Origin of the sequence: Lysinibacillus sp. A1, from assembly GCF_000801965.1 — a bacterium.
Taxonomy (GTDB): domain Bacteria; phylum Bacillota; class Bacilli; order Bacillales_A; family Planococcaceae; genus Lysinibacillus; species Lysinibacillus fusiformis.
The window spans coordinates 35,550-51,324 of the sequence record NZ_JSZM01000011.1 but is presented as its reverse complement, the minus strand read 5'-3'; the positions used below and the strand labels follow the sequence as shown (position 1 = coordinate 51,324).

Below are 15,775 nucleotides of genomic sequence, written 5' to 3'. Positions count from 1 at the left end.
AATCTGTTTGTTAAAAAATCACTCATCTAAAAAGAATGAGCGATTTTTCAACTTATATAAAACTAAAGTTATCAGATTCAATAGATACCTGTCCGTTTATTTTTCTGTATTCCAAGTACCCCAGCGAAAAAATCTTCTGCACCCCAAAAGTATCCCACATATGATTCCAATTAACAGCATATAAATAAAGGTAGTTCAAAAGTTGATATCTTCCAAGTTTGCTAACTGTGCATACTAGCAAACAAACCTAAATCTTAAGAAATTCTTCAGGTTCTACTAAGAAAATATTTAAGTTTATCGTATATACTTATAAAAATAGGAAATTCACGAAACCATTTGAAGATTTAAAACGTATTGGTAGTTGTAGAAAGAATATTGGAGTAGGTGAAGTAATGGCACATACGATTTACATAGTATTAACTAAAACAGGGACATTATTATCGAAAGCGATAGGTATGTATACTGGTAAAGAGATGAATCATGCGTCAATCGCATTTGATGATGGGCTATACGAAATGTTTAGCTTTGGACGTAGGCAATTAAATAATCCTTTAAGCGGTGGTTTTTTGCGAGAGGATGCGGAAAGAGGGCTATTTGAGTCAGCGGATTGTGTCATTTATCGTTGCAGAATTTCTCATTATCAATATTTAGAAATGGCTAAAATTGTGCGTTATATGTATTGGAATCGAGATCGTTATAAATACAACTTTATCGGGCTTTTCGGTGTGATGATGCAAAAGGAAGTAAGGAGAGAACGTGCTTATTTTTGCTCCCAGTTTGTCGCGACGCTATTAAAAGTGGGCGGTTTAAAGATTTATCAAAATCCAGCATTAATGACGCCTCACTGCCTCGCACAACTACCATATTTAGAGCAAGTATTTGCAGGGAAGCTGGCAGATTATTTACATGTTGTGCGTGAGCCAGCTATGATGTATGGCTAACCTATTTCGATGGATAGAATGTATAAATTTAAATGGCAGAATAGTAGGCTATTCAGGTGATCTTTTTGGAATACAGAAGATGGCCTGATTTTTTGCGTTAGTCATATTTTCCTCATGTGGAATGAAAATAAACCTAGTTGCACGAAAGGTGAAAATGAGTCCTAATGCTGTTAATGAGCTACCATAAAATTGGTATCATAAAGAATAGGTTAGTAGAGTCGATAGCGACGATTGCAAGGAGGAAGCGTAAATGAGTGAAGAGGTTATGGCGGTAGGCTGGGATGCGATTGATGAAGCTATATCACAGGTATACGGGGAACAGGAGCCAAAGCATTACGGCACCATGATTCCTTATTCATTAGGTGGACAAGACCCTTTGGATGGTATAAGTGCCTATAAAAGTGAAACTCCAGTCCCCCATTGGCATTTTGTCACATATGGGTTCTCGGAGCTATATGAAAAAGAGCTTGAAAATAAAGACTTTAGTGGTTATGGATTTGAATTGACGTTTCGCTTAGTGCGCACCGAAGATGAGGAAGAACCACCAGCGTGGGCGTTGAATCTATTACAGAATATGGGTAGATATGTTTTTAATAGTGGGAATGTTTTTAGAGCAGGTGATTATTTGGATGCAAATGGTCCGATCTGTCTAGATGCTGATACGCAATTAACAGCACTAGCCTTTACGCATGATTCTGAGCTTGCTGAAATGGATACGCCGAATGGTAAGGTGGAATTTATCCAAATGGTAGGCATTACAGAGGATGAACTAGAAGCAATGCAGACATGGAAAACTCTCGGTGTACTACAGGCGGGTATTCACCAAATTCCTAGCTATATAACTGATTTAACACGCTCCTCGCTATTACAAAACCCTGAGATTGTAGAGGCGGTAGAGCGAGGAATGATGGAAGAAGGTTCAAGTACAGGCTTTTTATTTGTCGATCAGCTGGCTTGGCAGGCAGGGAAAAAGGGCTGGTTTAACAAACAATCCCATGTTATTCAATTAGGAGCGAAGCAGGCAGATGTCATTGGCAAATTATTGCGTGGACGAATAGTAAAGGACAGAAATCTTAGCTTAGTCGGTCAAGATTTAACTATAGTATTTAAACCAGGTCATCAAGTAGGTTATCAGGAAAATGAACAGGAAATTACCATTACATTGAACAAAGAGGCAGTTGAGGAGTTAAGTCAAAATTTAGTGCCGCAAGAAAAGCAATTTGCCCTATCTTCATTAGAAGGGGTAAGTTTTCAAATTATGAAAACACATATAAAGAATCAAGAAGGAGCGGTTGTGAAAACAATCGGATAAGGTAATCTCTCGCTAAATATTTGTTAGCGAGAGATTTTTCTCTAAGAAAGGATGGAGCAGATGCAGCAGTCTATAGATTATTTTTTAGCGGATGTGTGGGGTCAGCTTACCACCGTCTATCAGCAAGAGAGTAAACGTCTTGAAGGTATTCAACAACAAAGCCGACTACAAGCAGGTATCTTTAACTATTTAAAAATCACATGGAAAAAAGGCAAAAGTCAATACGGGACTATTTATATTGATATCTATGAACCATTTAGTTGGAGTGATAGTGCTTATAGGGTGGATGCAGGGACATACATACAGGAAATTATAGAACAAAACTATGTGGAGAATCTTTTTTCGGCTTTAAGTACAAAGATGGAGCAAATGTTTCAGGCACAGCCATATGGTTCTCGATTTTTTGATTATCATTTTCAGGTGTTGCTTGAATTTGAGTATGGTGAGACGATGTGGGCATTTCAAAAGGAGCTGCTTAATGAACAGAAGCTAGCGTTCATGAAACAGGAATTAGCATCTTTTATTGAAACGAAAGTTATGGCAGAGCTTCCTGTGCGTCCAAATGACAATGATGAGTTTTTCTTAGCACAGCATTTAGTCAATCCACATTTTTTTCAACAAACAGCAGAGGAGATCGAACCAGTTATTCGTCAGCTACAGGAAAAACATCTGGGGAATAAAGAGCGTTTAGATCAGTGGAGCTATTATTTTACAAATGCTTTTAAACATTGGGCAGAAGACCACTTTTTAAAGAGCTATTTTGAGCAAACAGATGATTACACCAATGAGTGGATACTTAAAAACGAAGACATCGAGCCTTCTATGGAGCAGGAAAAGCTAGATTTCTTTCTCTATGTGGCGGTCAAAATCGGTTATAAGGAACCAGCTACTCGTTTGCAATACCTCAGTCTTGCAAAACAGCTTGGCTCACAGCAGGCAACGGAGTATTTACAAAAGGGAAGTGGACGTTTTGAAAGTAAGTGCAAAAGTGATTTTATTGAGGGCAGAGCCAATGATATTTTGCAAACGATTGATATACAAATAAAAAAGGAAGAGGAAGCGGCTTATCGTGAAGCGCTTCATTATATCATTCATCTTTTACAGGAAGGCTTTCCGAAGGGCTATAAAATGACTTTAAAGACGAAAGTGAAAAATTTCCTTCCGCTTAAAAAGCTAGCCAAATCGAAGCTTCATCAGTTTTTTGCTAATTGCCTAGCTTATCCTAGTCTTTTTCCTTTATTAGCAGACTATGCTCAGGTGGCAATGAAGGAATATGCATGGTACCAGGATGTAGAGCCAAGTGAAAAATCAGCGATGCCTGGAACCTATGCGGTTTTAGGCTTAGGGCTTTTTAGTAAGGATTATTTTCCGCTTGTGCAAAGCTATATGAACCTCGTCGATTCTGAGCATCAGTCTGTACAGGATTCCTATGGGGAGGCTTTTATTGAAGCGCACGGCTTATCGGTAGAGCTTATTCCTGTGTTTGTAACCATTCTTCTTGGAGCTAATGAATCAGCAAAGCCGCTAAAAGGGATTGAAAATATGGAAGTAGAACTACTAAAGGCGCTAGTTCAGGAGTTAGAAACGAAAGAAAGCTATGAGCGTGAATTTGTTTTGTACCGAATATTTGGCGGTGCTAAGAAGCTTGCCCAGCGTATAAAACAAGAAACCTCAGAAAGGAAGGAAGTGCTAGAAAAATTACAACAATGGGTTAATTAGGAGGGAAAGCCAAATGGAATGGGCGGAGGTTAGTCAATCCAAAAATCTGGAGACGGTGCGTGAAGCAGTGAACAAGCTTGATGTAAATGAATGCGATGCGCGAGGAAGAACACCGTTAATGCTTTTCATCACAAATCGGATGTCAATGGAAGGGATTGAGCTTCTACTTGCGCAAAATATAGATTTGGAGGTACGAGATAAGCTGGGTGATACGGCACTTAAAAAAGCTGTGAAATTTAAGCAAAAAGAAGTTATTTCATTACTCCTTGCTAGAGGCGTTTCTTTACAGGCTACAGAAGGAATGACAGCCACTGCCTGGTATAACGCAAGAGCGCAAAGCGAAATAGCCGATTTATTGTTGGATACACCAGGCGCCATCAGATTGACCTTGAATTCGGAAGAACAGCGACAAGTGGATACCATCCTTGATGAAGAAAATCTCGATAAGATGTGTCAACAAATTAGCAAGGTTTCCTCGTCTATTATTTTGCATGCCATTGTCAATCATTACAACTGGGATGATGGGCCGGAGCCGATGATAGCGGCATTAAACAATCCAGTATGTGCGGTGATAACCTTTATGGATATGTTTGAGCTAATGGAGGGTGATTATTGGCTCGCGCAAGCAGAAGTTGAACTGGATGGCTTGCCTTGGAAGCAGCAGTGGAGAGAGATGGCGGAGAATCTAAAGGTCAAGTTAGAACTTTAGTAGGAGGAAGTTTTTAATGGATCAAAAGGCAAAGAAAATTTTAATGCAAACATATTGGCAATCTGGTAGATGGAGAGATGGGAAGTATACGTATACAGAGGAGGATTTTCAGTATGCAAAAAGGATGGGCTTGATGTTTGATCGCTTAACGATTTCCCATGATGAATGTATACAAAGACTGCGACAGCTTCATGATGACATGCTAACTAAGGATCTTGTGGTGAAGGCTTTTTTGCACAGCCTCTCGACCCGTAAAGTATATTTACGGAGTGCGTTATCAAGCTGGGCTCTTACTGCACAACTACCGATCCATACGTATCATGAGCGACCTGAAGAGTTAGTATCCTACAGTGCCTGTGGCTATTGTAATGAACATAAAATAATGTCGAATGAAAACTATATAAACGAAGATGTAAATGTCCTTAATTTTGAACGAGTGAAGTGGGGAGGTGTTCGCTTAAACTGGCTAGTGTATTGTTTGCTCGATCTAGAATGTTTAATACAAGAACAAGAGTCATTAATCGTTTGTGAAGCAGATATAGAGATTTTCAAACAGATGCTAGAGGCTATAAAGTCCTGCAAAAATACGGATGCTGCTAGACAATTAGAAAAGCGTTGGAAGGACATTTTCAAGTCCAATCAATATGAGCGAGATGCCGTTATGGAAATATGGGGGTATGCTGGTCTGCTAGTATCGACAGATGATTATCGCAAGGAACGCGGGCGGGGAACTGATTTTATGGCTATGGCAACTTGGAGAGGTCAGGACGGCTATTCAGATGAAAAAGTGAATTTCTACTTTGGCTCTTATTTGTAAAAAGGAGCTTTTTTGCAATGCATATAGAGTGGTTCCGAGCTCGTTGTTTGCTGTGGTTCTTTTTAATAACGGATTCACCGGCTTAACAATTACAAAAATATCCTATATGAAGGGCTAGGTGCTACACGATGGGTGCATGGGGCTATAAAGCGTTGGAATGCGATGAAGGTTTAGATGTAGTTGGCATGTTACGGGATTATATAGAACATCATCAAGAATCAAAGTATGTACCATTATCGAACATTGTACAAAAAATGAAGAGTAAAGGATTTTTTGGAGAGACCTTAGATGATATTGACTTTTTCTTTGATGTTAGTGCAATGGCGTTAGCAGAGCTTTATATTGACTATCTCGATAGTGGAGAATTTTGTGGTCATAAAAGCGTTCATTCACAAAAGCAACTGCTGCCAGATGAAGACTCGTTGGCATTTATTTTAAAATATCTGAAAGACATTAAGAATGAGATTCCAGATCAATACGAAGAAAGAGAAATTATAGAACTATGGCGTGAGTCTGATAATTGGCTGGAATGGTCATCTAATCTTGCCTATCTTATACAGAGAGTAGAGCTAGATATTAGCCGCTTGCAACAAATGAGCCGATAGAAAATAACCTTTACAAGATAAAGAGCTTCTATAGGCTGGCTATAAAAATACAATGAAAGGATTCAAATACGTAAACGTATTGAATCCTTTCAACAGTTTAGACAAAGAAAAAGCTGAATAGGGCTAATAAAATGGTCATAATAATGATGGGGGCAATCAGTTTCATATGTCGTTTCCGTTCTAAAACAACAATCGCTACATATTCACGAATCATGGCATTAGGCCAATAGTAAAAGGCTGTTTTCGCGCCAATGCCCTGACTGTTTAAGCCAGCAAGTCTGGCATAAATTCCTGCACGAAATAAGTGGAAATTATTGGTTGTGAAGATACTGTTATATGCCTCGCCTTGTTTGATATCGTCCATAATTTGCTTTGAAAATAACATGTTTTGATACGTATTGACAGAACGATTTTCTTGTAGCGTATGCTCAATAGGAATCCCCTTTTCAATCGCATACCTTTGCATGGCTTCTGCTTCAGGTAGATTCTCATCAGCTCCTTGACCACCAGACAAGATGATCGTTGGAGGAGTACTTACTGCAGCTTGTCTATGATAGAAATCGATTGCTTTTTGAATGCGGCTAGCTAACAGGGGCGGTACCTTATCATTAATTAAGCCACTTCCCAGTACAATGATAAAATCTTGATTATACTTGGGACGATTAAATTGATAGAGAAAATAAGCTGATAAGAAATTAGATAAATGGATAAAGAAATAAAATGTAATAAGCGATATACCAGCAAATATCGGTTGGAGATGGCTTGAAAATAAGCTAGCTGGATTGATTATTGGTAACAGCATAAATAATAAAATGCCAATGGCTACTAGCAAGGTTAATGAATTAGCCAAGCGTCTACCTTCCCGTTTCATTAAAACTCTAGCGTTTAAAAACAGGCCAAACATTAAAGCAATAATTGCAAAGGGAATCAGGAGAAAAAGGGCAATTAGTGGAATAACGACAGCCATTCTTAAAAAGTAAAGATCCGATGAAAAGGAAACAATGAAGCAGAATAACAGAAATGAACAGACAAACATATTAAATAGTAGTCCGTTCATCATCTTTCTCGGATCTTTCCAATAAGAAAAGAGAAAAATGAACAATAAAATTAGTGGAATAATGCCAAAATACATAAAAAATACACCTCTAGTGATGTTGTGGATGGATGATATCTTTCTATTATAAGGAATTATTAGCTGAAATCAACTAACTTCCAGCATGAGCAATGCCTTAGACCCTTCCAAGATGGAATGGCATAGCATCGATTTCTTGAAAAGTATATCCAGAACAAACGATTCTTGCTCTCGCTCTGTTTGTTCAAGTATCACGAAGGTAAAGTATTTCTGTTATACTATCAAACAGATAGAGGTGATGAACATGTATATTGTGACGATAGAAGGTCTACCCTATGATTGGCTCAACTCATTGCAAGAACTTCACGCCCATGTTTTTGATGGTGCTAAGCTAGCGGTTGAAAAGTTAGCGAAGAAAGAGGGCCTCCTTTGCCTCTTGGCGGTGGAGGATGCAAGTGTCATCGGCTTTAAACTAGGATATCCACATCCAGATGGTGTATTTTATAGTTGGTTGGGTGGTGTTCATGTCACGAAGCGCGGTCAGGGGATAGCTAGCCAATTAATGAAAAAACAGCATGAACATATTAAAACACTAGGCTTTGACAAAGTTCGTACATATGGCAGAAATACATTCAAAACCATGCTCATCGCCAATCTCAAGCATGGTTTTGATATTGCTTCCACATTTGTGGATGAAAAGGGAAGACATAAAATCATTTTTGAAAAAACAATAGATTGAGGAGTTCAACATGAAAGCATATTTAGCAAATGGATTATTTTCTTTAGGAGATCGTTTAGTAAATGAACAACTAGCCGCAGCAATTCGTAAAGCAGTACCAGGCATTGCCTTATATGTTCCGCAGGAGAATGATGCTATTAATGATAAATCAGCTTATGCGGATAGTTTAGCGATTGCTCAGGCAGACTTAGAAATGCTACAAAATAGTGATGTATTAATTGCCGTATTAGATGGGGTTGAGATTGATTCTGGTGTAGCCGCTGAAATTGGGGCGTTTTCTATGCTGAATCGTCCTATTATTGGTGTACTGACAGATGTTCGTCAACAAGGGCGTGACAATATGCAAAAAATAGAGGCATTGGTACGAGATGGGCTTGAGAATCAATTTGTCTACCGTAATTTATTTGTAATCGGCTTAATTAAACGTAATGGAGTTATTACAGCTTCTATTGAAGGGGCTGTGGAAGCTATTCAAAAATTGTAATATGAGGAGGAAAAACGATGCTATTAGCAACATCCGATGTGGTGGCAGGAAAAGAAGTGGTTGAAACATTAGGTTTAGTGAAGGGGAATTCTGTACAGTCAAGAAACATTGGGCGTGATATGATGGCTGGTCTTCGAAATATTGTGGGCGGAGAGATGAAAGAGTATGCTGAAATGCTAGTGCGCTCCCGTGAAATTGCCACACAGGCAATGGAGGAAGAGGCCAAACAAATAGGCGCAGATGCAGTTGTTGGCGTACGCTATGCAACGTCTTCCGTGATGGATGGCACATCAGAAGTATTGGTATATGGCACGGCTGTCAAATTAAAATAAATTGTAAGAGGACTTTAATCGAATGGATTAAAGTCCTTTTTTATTCCGCATTAATGTAAAATTTTTGTTGATTATGTCACAAATTCAACCTATTTTGTTTAATGAACCTTCAAAAAGGTATTTGAACGTATATCTTTGACATGAATCATCATTAGCATGGAGTGTTGTCTATGTTTATGTTATTGAAAAAGCTGTTCCATGAATGACGTATCGAAATCACTAGTAAGCTTGTAATCCTTCATGTAATTTTCCTCATATAAATAAACGAATAAATGCTCGGCATCATCTAAACGTAAGCCAACTTCTCGGTCGCCATTAATGGCTAAAGTGATCCAATATGCCTCTTTAAAATTAGATTTAGTAAACCATACCTTTTTTAATGGTTGCTCGTTTAATTGCTGCATGATTTGATTCATTTCAGCTTCATCTGTTATCATTATTGTTTTTTCATCTGAGGCACGAATAATTTCAATCGACTTAATTTCCTCTACATCAAGACGTTCCGTAACCTCCTTTGAAAAATCCGTATCACGCGTTAACAGCATTGTAGAGATATACAGAATAAGTAGAGGTAGTAAAATGCCTAGAAGTATTTTATATCTTTTTTTCATGCTCTTCTCCTTAAATTCTAAAAATTCGCACATATGTATTCTTATCCACGCTATAATTGAGCATATACTGAAATGACAAAGGAAGGCAATAAAATGGCACATAATCATGCAGAAAAAGAACTTTTTTACCCAGATGGAACGATCATGTATCAAGGTGGTGTCAAAAAAAATGATTTCGGCCACGATATTTATGATGGCAAGGGCATATTATTTGACCAAGATGGTGAACGATTATTCGAGGGTGAATTCGTCAATCATATGAAACAAGGAAATGGCATTATGTATTTAAAAGGGCAACTTATTTATCAGGGCGAATTTATTCAAAATAAAAAACAAGGTCATGGCATTTTATATAAGGACGGTTCCATTCATTATGAAGGTCATTTTCGGAATGATTTAATGGATGGTTACGGTATTTTATATTATGAAGAGGATCTTATTGCCCCTTATCGAGCTTTGCGCGAACAATATCCTCATTTAAATCAGCCACAGTACGAGGGTGATTTTGTTCATGGCATGAAAAAGGGCAAAGGCAAACAATACTATCCAAATGGTTTTTTACAATACGAGGGTGATTTTATTTGGCATCATATGCAGGGGGCAGGGAAGCTCTATTATCCTACTGAATCACCGACAGCCGAGGAGCTTTCCATTGGTGTGACAGCGCTCCGCTATGATGGCTACTTCTTTGAAGATATGAAGCATGGTAAAGGGAAAATCTATTCTCGGCAAGGGGTTCTAGAAGCGGAGGGGCAATTTAAAGAGGATGCGATGACCGGACAAGGGGTACTTTATTATGCAAATGGACAAGCCTCTTATATAGGAGAGCTGGTGCATGGCAAAAAGCATGGACGTGGGGACTTTTATAACGAAGAAGGAAAGATCATTTACAGTGGCGAATTTATCGATGATGAACGGCTGCGGATTACACCTGAAATCGAGCAGGAGATAGAGAAACTACAAATGCAGCTAGATAGCCTTGTAGGTCTACCCAATGCCAAAAAGGAATTGCATAATTTAATCAATTTTATTAAAATTCAAAGTTTGCGGGTGGATCATGGCTTAACAAGTTTTCCTATTACCTATCATCTTGTTTTCTCTGGTAATCCGGGCACAGGTAAAACAACAGTGGCACGTATTATTGGTCACATTTATAAACATCTTGGTGTCCTATCAAGCGGTCATTTTGTGGAAACAGATCGTGCAGGGCTTGTGGCAGGATATGTGGGACAAACAGCGTTAAAAGTTCAAGAAGTGGTCCATAAAGCAAAAGGAGGTGTTCTTTTTATTGATGAAGCCTATTCCTTGATCAATGATAAACAAGATGCGTTTGGCAAGGAAGCCATTGATAGTTTATTAAAAGCTATGGAAGATTTACGAGATGACTTAGTAATCATCGTTGCCGGTTATACAGAGCTGATGGAGGAATTTTTACAATCCAACCCAGGCTTTAAATCACGTTTTAATCATTTTGTACAATTTGATAATTTTACTACGCAGGAACTCTATGAGATTTTTGCTATGCTTTGTCATACGAATGACTATCAATATGGTGAATCCTTTGCACATCATATGAAAAGGCAGCTAGATCAAATACCAATTGAAAGCATCCCTAATTTCTCGAACGGTCGTTATATTCGAAACTTGTTTGAAAAACTGGTAACCATCCAATCAAACCGACTAATTCAACAGGCATCGATTACAAAAGAACAGCTGATGACATTTGAGGAGCATGATATCTTATTGGGCATGGCAGAAAATTTATTTGATAATACTTTTTAAAGATAGTCTGGTTGACCGTCTGCTCTAGAGCAAGTCGGCTAGTGGATAATCAAATTAAAAGCCTTAGCTAGTGTAAAGTGTGATGAGCAAAAGTAAAAAAACTTAATTCGTAGTCTCGTATACTAAATACCAAATGGGAGTGACAAGAAAATGGATGTAAAGACGCTTTTATTGCAACAATGGACTAGCTGCTTAGATCAAGAAGACTGGTTTCCACCGCTTGAAAAAGTGCTAGAGGATATTACGCTTGAACAGGCGACTTGGAAACCAACTGAGGGGGCAACGAATTCCATTTGGGAAATAGTTTGTCATTTACTTTTCTTTAAAAAGCGACTTCTCATGCGATATCTTGATGAAACAGAGAATGAACCGCAGGCAGAAAATAATGACGCTACTTTCCGTTTACCAACTTTGACGTTGCAAAATTGGAAGGAAACAAAAGAGGAATATTTGTATATACACCGCGAACTTGAAAAAATACTAGCAAAGTCAGCACAAGAGGATTTAGATAGAGAGGTCCGTGGAGAACGAACATTAGTGCTTGAGCTGAAAAGTATAGCCATGCATGACGCCTATCATATTGGGCAAATTGTCTTGCTAAGTAAAATGCAGGATGTTTGGCCAGGGCAACGTGACTGTTAAAAAGGATTCTGTAGAGAATAGGAATGTCTAAATCGGATGTTCCTATATTTTATACCAGAGCAATAACAATTCCGAAAAAAAGGTGGAAATAAATGAAAAAGCTAATAGCTATTATGCTAGTATGTGCTATCTTACCACGTGTAATCACCATCAATTTTACGGTGAATAATCATATCAATGTACATCATAAGGGCGAGAAAAGTTGAAGAATTAAAAATAAGATGGTAATATAAGACAAAACATACGCCATCGTATTTTTAAGGAGAATGAGCATGCAAGTAACGAGAGATGATTGGATAAAAGCTGCCCTACAACAATTAGCAGAAGACGGTATACATAAAGTACGTATCGAGGCACTAGCTCGATCCTTAAACATTAGTAAAGGCAGCTTTTATCATTATTTTCGGGATCATCAAGAACTATTAGATGCCATGTTTGATTATTGGGAAACACATGCGACAAAAGCCATTATTGAAAGTATGGAGCAGGAAGGGGCTACTTTGGAGCAGCTCCTACGCATAAGCTTTCATAAAGATAAGAAAGTAGAAATGGGTATCTATGCTTGGTCTAAATATGATGCGCATGTCGCTACTCGAATTGTTCGAATTGAAGAACAACGAATTGACTGTGTCGCCAAGCTTTATCAAAAAAAAGGGATGGATGGTGAACAAGCAATCGATCGAGCAAGGCTAGCTTATTTAAGCTATGTTGGCTGGATGACTCGATATGAAGCCAACCCCCATTTTGATTTAGAGAAAATGGTGAAGCTACTGTTATAGAAATTAGGATGTCCCTATGAGAGTCAATATCAATTCTTTAGGGACCCTATTTACCCCCTGAACATACGGTGGCGTATGTTGTTGATGGGAAAGGAGGAACTAATTATGTTTATTTTATCATTAGTTTCAGTGTGTCTATTATGGCTGATTAGTATCATTCATGTGTATTGGGCATTCGGTGGGCAATGGGGGACTGGAGCAGTTATCCCCAGCAAAGAAGGCAGTCTACAAGCAGCTTTTAGTCCTAGAAAAGGGGAAACACTCTGTGTGGCTTTGCTAGTTCTATTAGCCAGCATTATCATTCTTGTCCAAGGGGGCTATATGACAGCTTTACCTGCCTCTACCTATTCTAAAGTAGGATCTATCGCCTGTGCTATTGTTTTTTGTATACGAGCAATTGGTGATTTTAAATATGTTGGTTTTTTTAAAACAATCAAGCATTCTCCATTCGCTAAAAATGATACGAAGCTATACAGCCCCTTATGTTTGTTTTTGAGCTTCGTCTATATCATGTTATTGCTTTAAAAGAATGAATCCTCTAATATGATGAGAGTAAGCGAATGAATAGGGGGAACCAATTAATGCAGCAAATGATTTACTTACTTCGTCATGGCGAGACTGAATATAATACGCAGGGAAGATATCAAGGACAGCTAGATTCGCCACTAACGGAGCTTGGTCGTGAGCAAGTGCAACAAAATGCTCGTATGCTGAAAACCTTCATTGGTCATGCTCATGATTGGAAAATTATTTCAAGCCCACTCGGAAGAGCCGTGGAGAGCACAAAAATACTTTGTGAAACGCTTGGCTACGATTACAATCAGGTGGAGTTTGAGCAACGATTAACAGAAGTGGCAGTTGGGCAATGGGCTGGTTTGAAAATGTCAGACATTCAGCAAACGTGGCCAGATTTATTGACAAACACAGATGCTTTTAATTGGTATTTCCATGCGCCAGATGGGGAAAGTTATGAAGCGGTAGTGAGCAGACTGTCCTCTTGGTTTAAAGAGATTCAACATCATCCAAAGGTAGTCGTTGTTTCACACGGTCTAACAGGTCGTATTTTACGAGGGATTTATGCAGGACTTCATAAAGAAGATGCACTTCAATTAGAGGTTTCTCAAGATGTGTTTTTTAAATTAGCTAATCAAGAAGTGACAAGAATTTGTTCTAATTTCGAAGATGTCTATTAACGGATTAAGCGTATTGGAGCCTTTCCTTCTTTGCTTTTATTCAAACTTAAGGAATATTCAAAATTGCCGCCTATTATAATTGTGTAGGAGGCGTTTTTTTATGAAAAAATGGGTCTTATTTTGCTGTTTGGTTATCGTGATTTTCGTATTATATGATACAAACAAAACACAAGAGTTTGCACATCTTGAGCTACCGTCCTTACATAGTAAAAATGCTTTGCTACTTAATGAACAGGGCGATGTATTATATGAAAAAAATGCGGATGCCATCATATATCCTGCTTCATTAACAAAAATTATGACTGCTATTGTTGCAATTGAAATGACGGATGATTTACAAATGCAAACGATCGTCAAACCTCAAACAATTGCCAAATACACCGCTCAAAATGCCTCTATGGCAGGCTTTCATGCAGGAGATTTTGTCACGATTGAAGATTTGTTATACGGCACATTGCTTGCATCAGGTGCAGATGCAACGGCTACACTGGCTGAAGCCATAGCTGGCAGCGAGGATGAATTCGTCATTTACATGAACAATAAAGCACAGGAACTTGGCATGGACGCAACGCATTTTGTCAATACAAGCGGCCTACATGATGAGGCACATGTATCAAGCTTACAGGATATGAGTAAGCTTCTCCGTTATGCATTAGAAAACCCGACCTTTTATCAAATTTTTACTTCGAAAGCTTACACGACACATGTTCCAACAGAATTGCTAATAGCAAATTCATTATTTACGAGAATGCCTAGCATGGATGGAACAATTTTGGGTGGAAAAACGGGATATACGCCAGAAGCAGGGTTATGTCTAGCATCATTAATGGAAAAAGATGGACGTAAATTTCTATTCATTACGACAAATGCTCCAGGTTATGCTTGGACACCACCCCCACATATCGAAGATGCTTTGACAGCCTACGATGCTCTTTAATAGGGCATAACTCACGAATGATTGGCTATTTATGTTAAACTATACATGTTTGCAAGGAATGGAAGAAATTATCTAGCAGTTACCAAATGCTATGGAGGTAGAGTCGTAGTGAACCAACACCCATTTAAAATCATCCCATATGATCCCATATATGCGGAACAAACAGTGTTGATGTGGCGAGACAGCAAGAAACAGGCTATTGGGCAGGAAGAACAGCATAGCATGGAAAGCCACATTTATTTTTTAAACCATATATTACTTGAAGCATTTCAAATCAATTTAGCGTTCATGGATAATCAAGTAATCGGAATGATTGCTTATAACGAGAAGGAGATTAGTCAGCTCTATATTCATATTGATTATCAAGGATTAGGAGTAGGCCAAACATTATTAGACCATGTAAAAAAACAATCAAGTGGAAGATTAACGTTATTTACGTTCGAAGTAAATAAAAACGCACAACTGTTTTATGAAAAGAATGGATTTACCATCATTGGAAGAGGACATGAAAATGAAGAGAATTTACCAGATATTCAATATGAATGGATAGATAAATGAAAATTTAGCAGTTCAAAACTTTGTTGAAAAGGAGGTTATCCATTTGTCACAAGGACTTATTCACCATATAGAAATAAATGTTTCTAATTTGAAAAACACCATACATTTTTGGGGATGGTTTTTAGAGGAATTGGGTTATCAACCTTATCAGGAATGGGAAAGTGGTCGGAGCTGGAAAATAGACGACACCTATATTGTTTTTGTCCAAACGAACGAAAAGTTTATGGATATCGCTTATCATCGAAGTCGTGTAGGTTTAAATCATTTGGCATTCCATGCAAGTTCGAGGCAACAGGTTGATGCTATAACAAAGCAATTAGAAGAAAAGGGCGTTCCTATTCTTTATGCTAATAAGCATCCATTTGGAGGGGGAGAAGAGCATTACGCTGTTTATTTTGAGGACCCTGATAGAATAAAGGTTGAATTAGTAGCACCGTAATTGTTGTGCTTAAGGCAGGTTTATTCGAATTGCAACTACTAGAGGCAATCACTATTCTTTATCGAAGCAACACACATGGTACTGAAATCAACTTGATTGATGAC

General features: G+C 38.2%; 19 protein-coding genes. 17 read left to right on the top strand and 2 right to left on the bottom strand.

The genetic code is table 11. The features are described 5' to 3' along the window. The first annotated feature begins 392 nt into the window (after positions 1 to 392). From PI85_RS07965 to PI85_RS07940, 6 genes are all read left to right on the top strand, one after another. Complete coding sequence (locus PI85_RS07965) at positions 393 to 941, top strand: hypothetical protein (protein WP_036126564.1); 549 nt, start codon at positions 393 to 395, stop codon at positions 939 to 941. A gap of 250 nt (positions 942 to 1,191) precedes the next feature. Continuing rightward, complete coding sequence (locus PI85_RS07960; RefSeq protein WP_036126563.1) at positions 1,192 to 2,253, top strand: suppressor of fused domain protein; 1,062 nt, start codon at positions 1,192 to 1,194, stop codon at positions 2,251 to 2,253. A gap of 51 nt (positions 2,254 to 2,304) precedes the next feature. After that, positions 2,305 to 3,972 carry a DUF6138 family protein gene (locus PI85_RS07955; RefSeq protein WP_369794240.1) on the top strand — a complete coding sequence of 556 codons (1,668 nt, stop codon included), beginning with the start codon at positions 2,305 to 2,307 and terminating at the stop codon, positions 3,970 to 3,972. A 13-nt stretch (positions 3,973 to 3,985) separates the two neighbouring features. Beyond that, positions 3,986 to 4,681 carry a DUF4274 domain-containing protein gene (locus PI85_RS07950; protein WP_036126559.1) on the top strand — a complete coding sequence of 232 codons (696 nt, stop codon included), beginning with the start codon at positions 3,986 to 3,988 and terminating at the stop codon, positions 4,679 to 4,681. Positions 4,682 to 4,697: 16 nt separating this feature from the next. Then, the gene (locus tag PI85_RS07945) at positions 4,698 to 5,498 is read left to right on the top strand and encodes a hypothetical protein (RefSeq protein WP_036126557.1); all 801 of its coding nucleotides are present in this window, start codon (positions 4,698 to 4,700) and stop codon (positions 5,496 to 5,498) included. Positions 5,499 to 5,626: 128 nt separating this feature from the next. Next, a complete protein-coding gene (locus tag PI85_RS07940; protein WP_036126555.1) occupies positions 5,627 to 6,103 on the top strand; it encodes a DUF4259 domain-containing protein in 477 nt (158 codons plus the stop codon). 97 nt (positions 6,104 to 6,200) lie between these two features. On the opposite strand, the gene PI85_RS07935 is transcribed toward PI85_RS07940, so the two are convergent. Next, positions 6,201 to 7,235 (bottom strand): YdcF family protein, encoded by a 1,035-nt coding sequence (locus tag PI85_RS07935; RefSeq protein WP_036126553.1) that lies wholly within the window; start codon positions 7,233 to 7,235, stop codon positions 6,201 to 6,203. Positions 7,236 to 7,479: 244 nt separating this feature from the next. Between PI85_RS07935 and PI85_RS07930 the strand changes: the two genes are divergently transcribed. The 3 genes from PI85_RS07930 to PI85_RS07920 are packed head-to-tail and all read left to right on the top strand — an operon-like array spanning position 7,480 to position 8,730. Further along, positions 7,480 to 7,914, top strand: coding sequence for a GNAT family N-acetyltransferase (locus tag PI85_RS07930; RefSeq protein WP_036126551.1), 435 nt, complete (start codon positions 7,480 to 7,482; stop codon positions 7,912 to 7,914). A 10-nt stretch (positions 7,915 to 7,924) separates the two neighbouring features. Then, complete coding sequence (locus PI85_RS07925) at positions 7,925 to 8,398, top strand: nucleoside 2-deoxyribosyltransferase (protein WP_036126549.1); 474 nt, start codon at positions 7,925 to 7,927, stop codon at positions 8,396 to 8,398. A gap of 17 nt (positions 8,399 to 8,415) precedes the next feature. Then, positions 8,416 to 8,730 (top strand): YbjQ family protein, encoded by a 315-nt coding sequence (locus PI85_RS07920; RefSeq protein ID WP_036126547.1) that lies wholly within the window; start codon positions 8,416 to 8,418, stop codon positions 8,728 to 8,730. A 179-nt stretch (positions 8,731 to 8,909) separates the two neighbouring features. Here PI85_RS07920 and PI85_RS07915 read toward each other — a convergent pair whose 3' ends face one another. After that, positions 8,910 to 9,341 carry a hypothetical protein gene (locus PI85_RS07915; protein ID WP_036126544.1) on the bottom strand — a complete coding sequence of 144 codons (432 nt, stop codon included), beginning with the start codon at positions 9,339 to 9,341 and terminating at the stop codon, positions 8,910 to 8,912. Positions 9,342 to 9,434: 93 nt separating this feature from the next. Here PI85_RS07915 and PI85_RS07910 point away from each other — a divergent pair, with 93 nt between their 5' ends. The 8 genes from PI85_RS07910 to PI85_RS07875 all read left to right on the top strand — a co-directional run bounded on the left by PI85_RS07910 (position 9,435) and on the right by PI85_RS07875 (position 15,671). Further along, positions 9,435 to 11,123: an AAA family ATPase gene (locus PI85_RS07910; RefSeq protein ID WP_036126543.1), complete on the top strand. Its 1,689-nt coding sequence runs from the start codon at positions 9,435 to 9,437 to the stop codon at positions 11,121 to 11,123. Between the two features lie 150 nt (positions 11,124 to 11,273). After that, positions 11,274 to 11,765 (top strand): DinB family protein, encoded by a 492-nt coding sequence (locus PI85_RS07905; RefSeq protein WP_036126542.1) that lies wholly within the window; start codon positions 11,274 to 11,276, stop codon positions 11,763 to 11,765. A gap of 272 nt (positions 11,766 to 12,037) precedes the next feature. Beyond that, positions 12,038 to 12,544 (top strand): TetR/AcrR family transcriptional regulator, encoded by a 507-nt coding sequence (locus tag PI85_RS07900; protein ID WP_036126539.1) that lies wholly within the window; start codon positions 12,038 to 12,040, stop codon positions 12,542 to 12,544. A 105-nt stretch (positions 12,545 to 12,649) separates the two neighbouring features. Further along, a complete protein-coding gene (locus tag PI85_RS07895) occupies positions 12,650 to 13,069 on the top strand; it encodes a DUF3995 domain-containing protein (protein WP_036126537.1) in 420 nt (139 codons plus the stop codon). Positions 13,070 to 13,125: 56 nt separating this feature from the next. After that, positions 13,126 to 13,737: a histidine phosphatase family protein gene (locus tag PI85_RS07890; protein WP_036126535.1), complete on the top strand. Its 612-nt coding sequence runs from the start codon at positions 13,126 to 13,128 to the stop codon at positions 13,735 to 13,737. 100 nt (positions 13,738 to 13,837) lie between these two features. Further along, positions 13,838 to 14,674: a D-alanyl-D-alanine carboxypeptidase family protein gene (locus PI85_RS07885; protein ID WP_036126533.1), complete on the top strand. Its 837-nt coding sequence runs from the start codon at positions 13,838 to 13,840 to the stop codon at positions 14,672 to 14,674. A gap of 108 nt (positions 14,675 to 14,782) precedes the next feature. Next, complete coding sequence (locus tag PI85_RS07880) at positions 14,783 to 15,232, top strand: N-acetyltransferase (RefSeq protein WP_036126532.1); 450 nt, start codon at positions 14,783 to 14,785, stop codon at positions 15,230 to 15,232. 43 nt (positions 15,233 to 15,275) lie between these two features. Next, entirely contained in the window at positions 15,276 to 15,671 is a 396-nt protein-coding gene (locus tag PI85_RS07875; RefSeq protein WP_036126531.1) for a VOC family protein, read from the top strand. Positions 15,672 to 15,775: the final 104 nt, after the last annotated feature.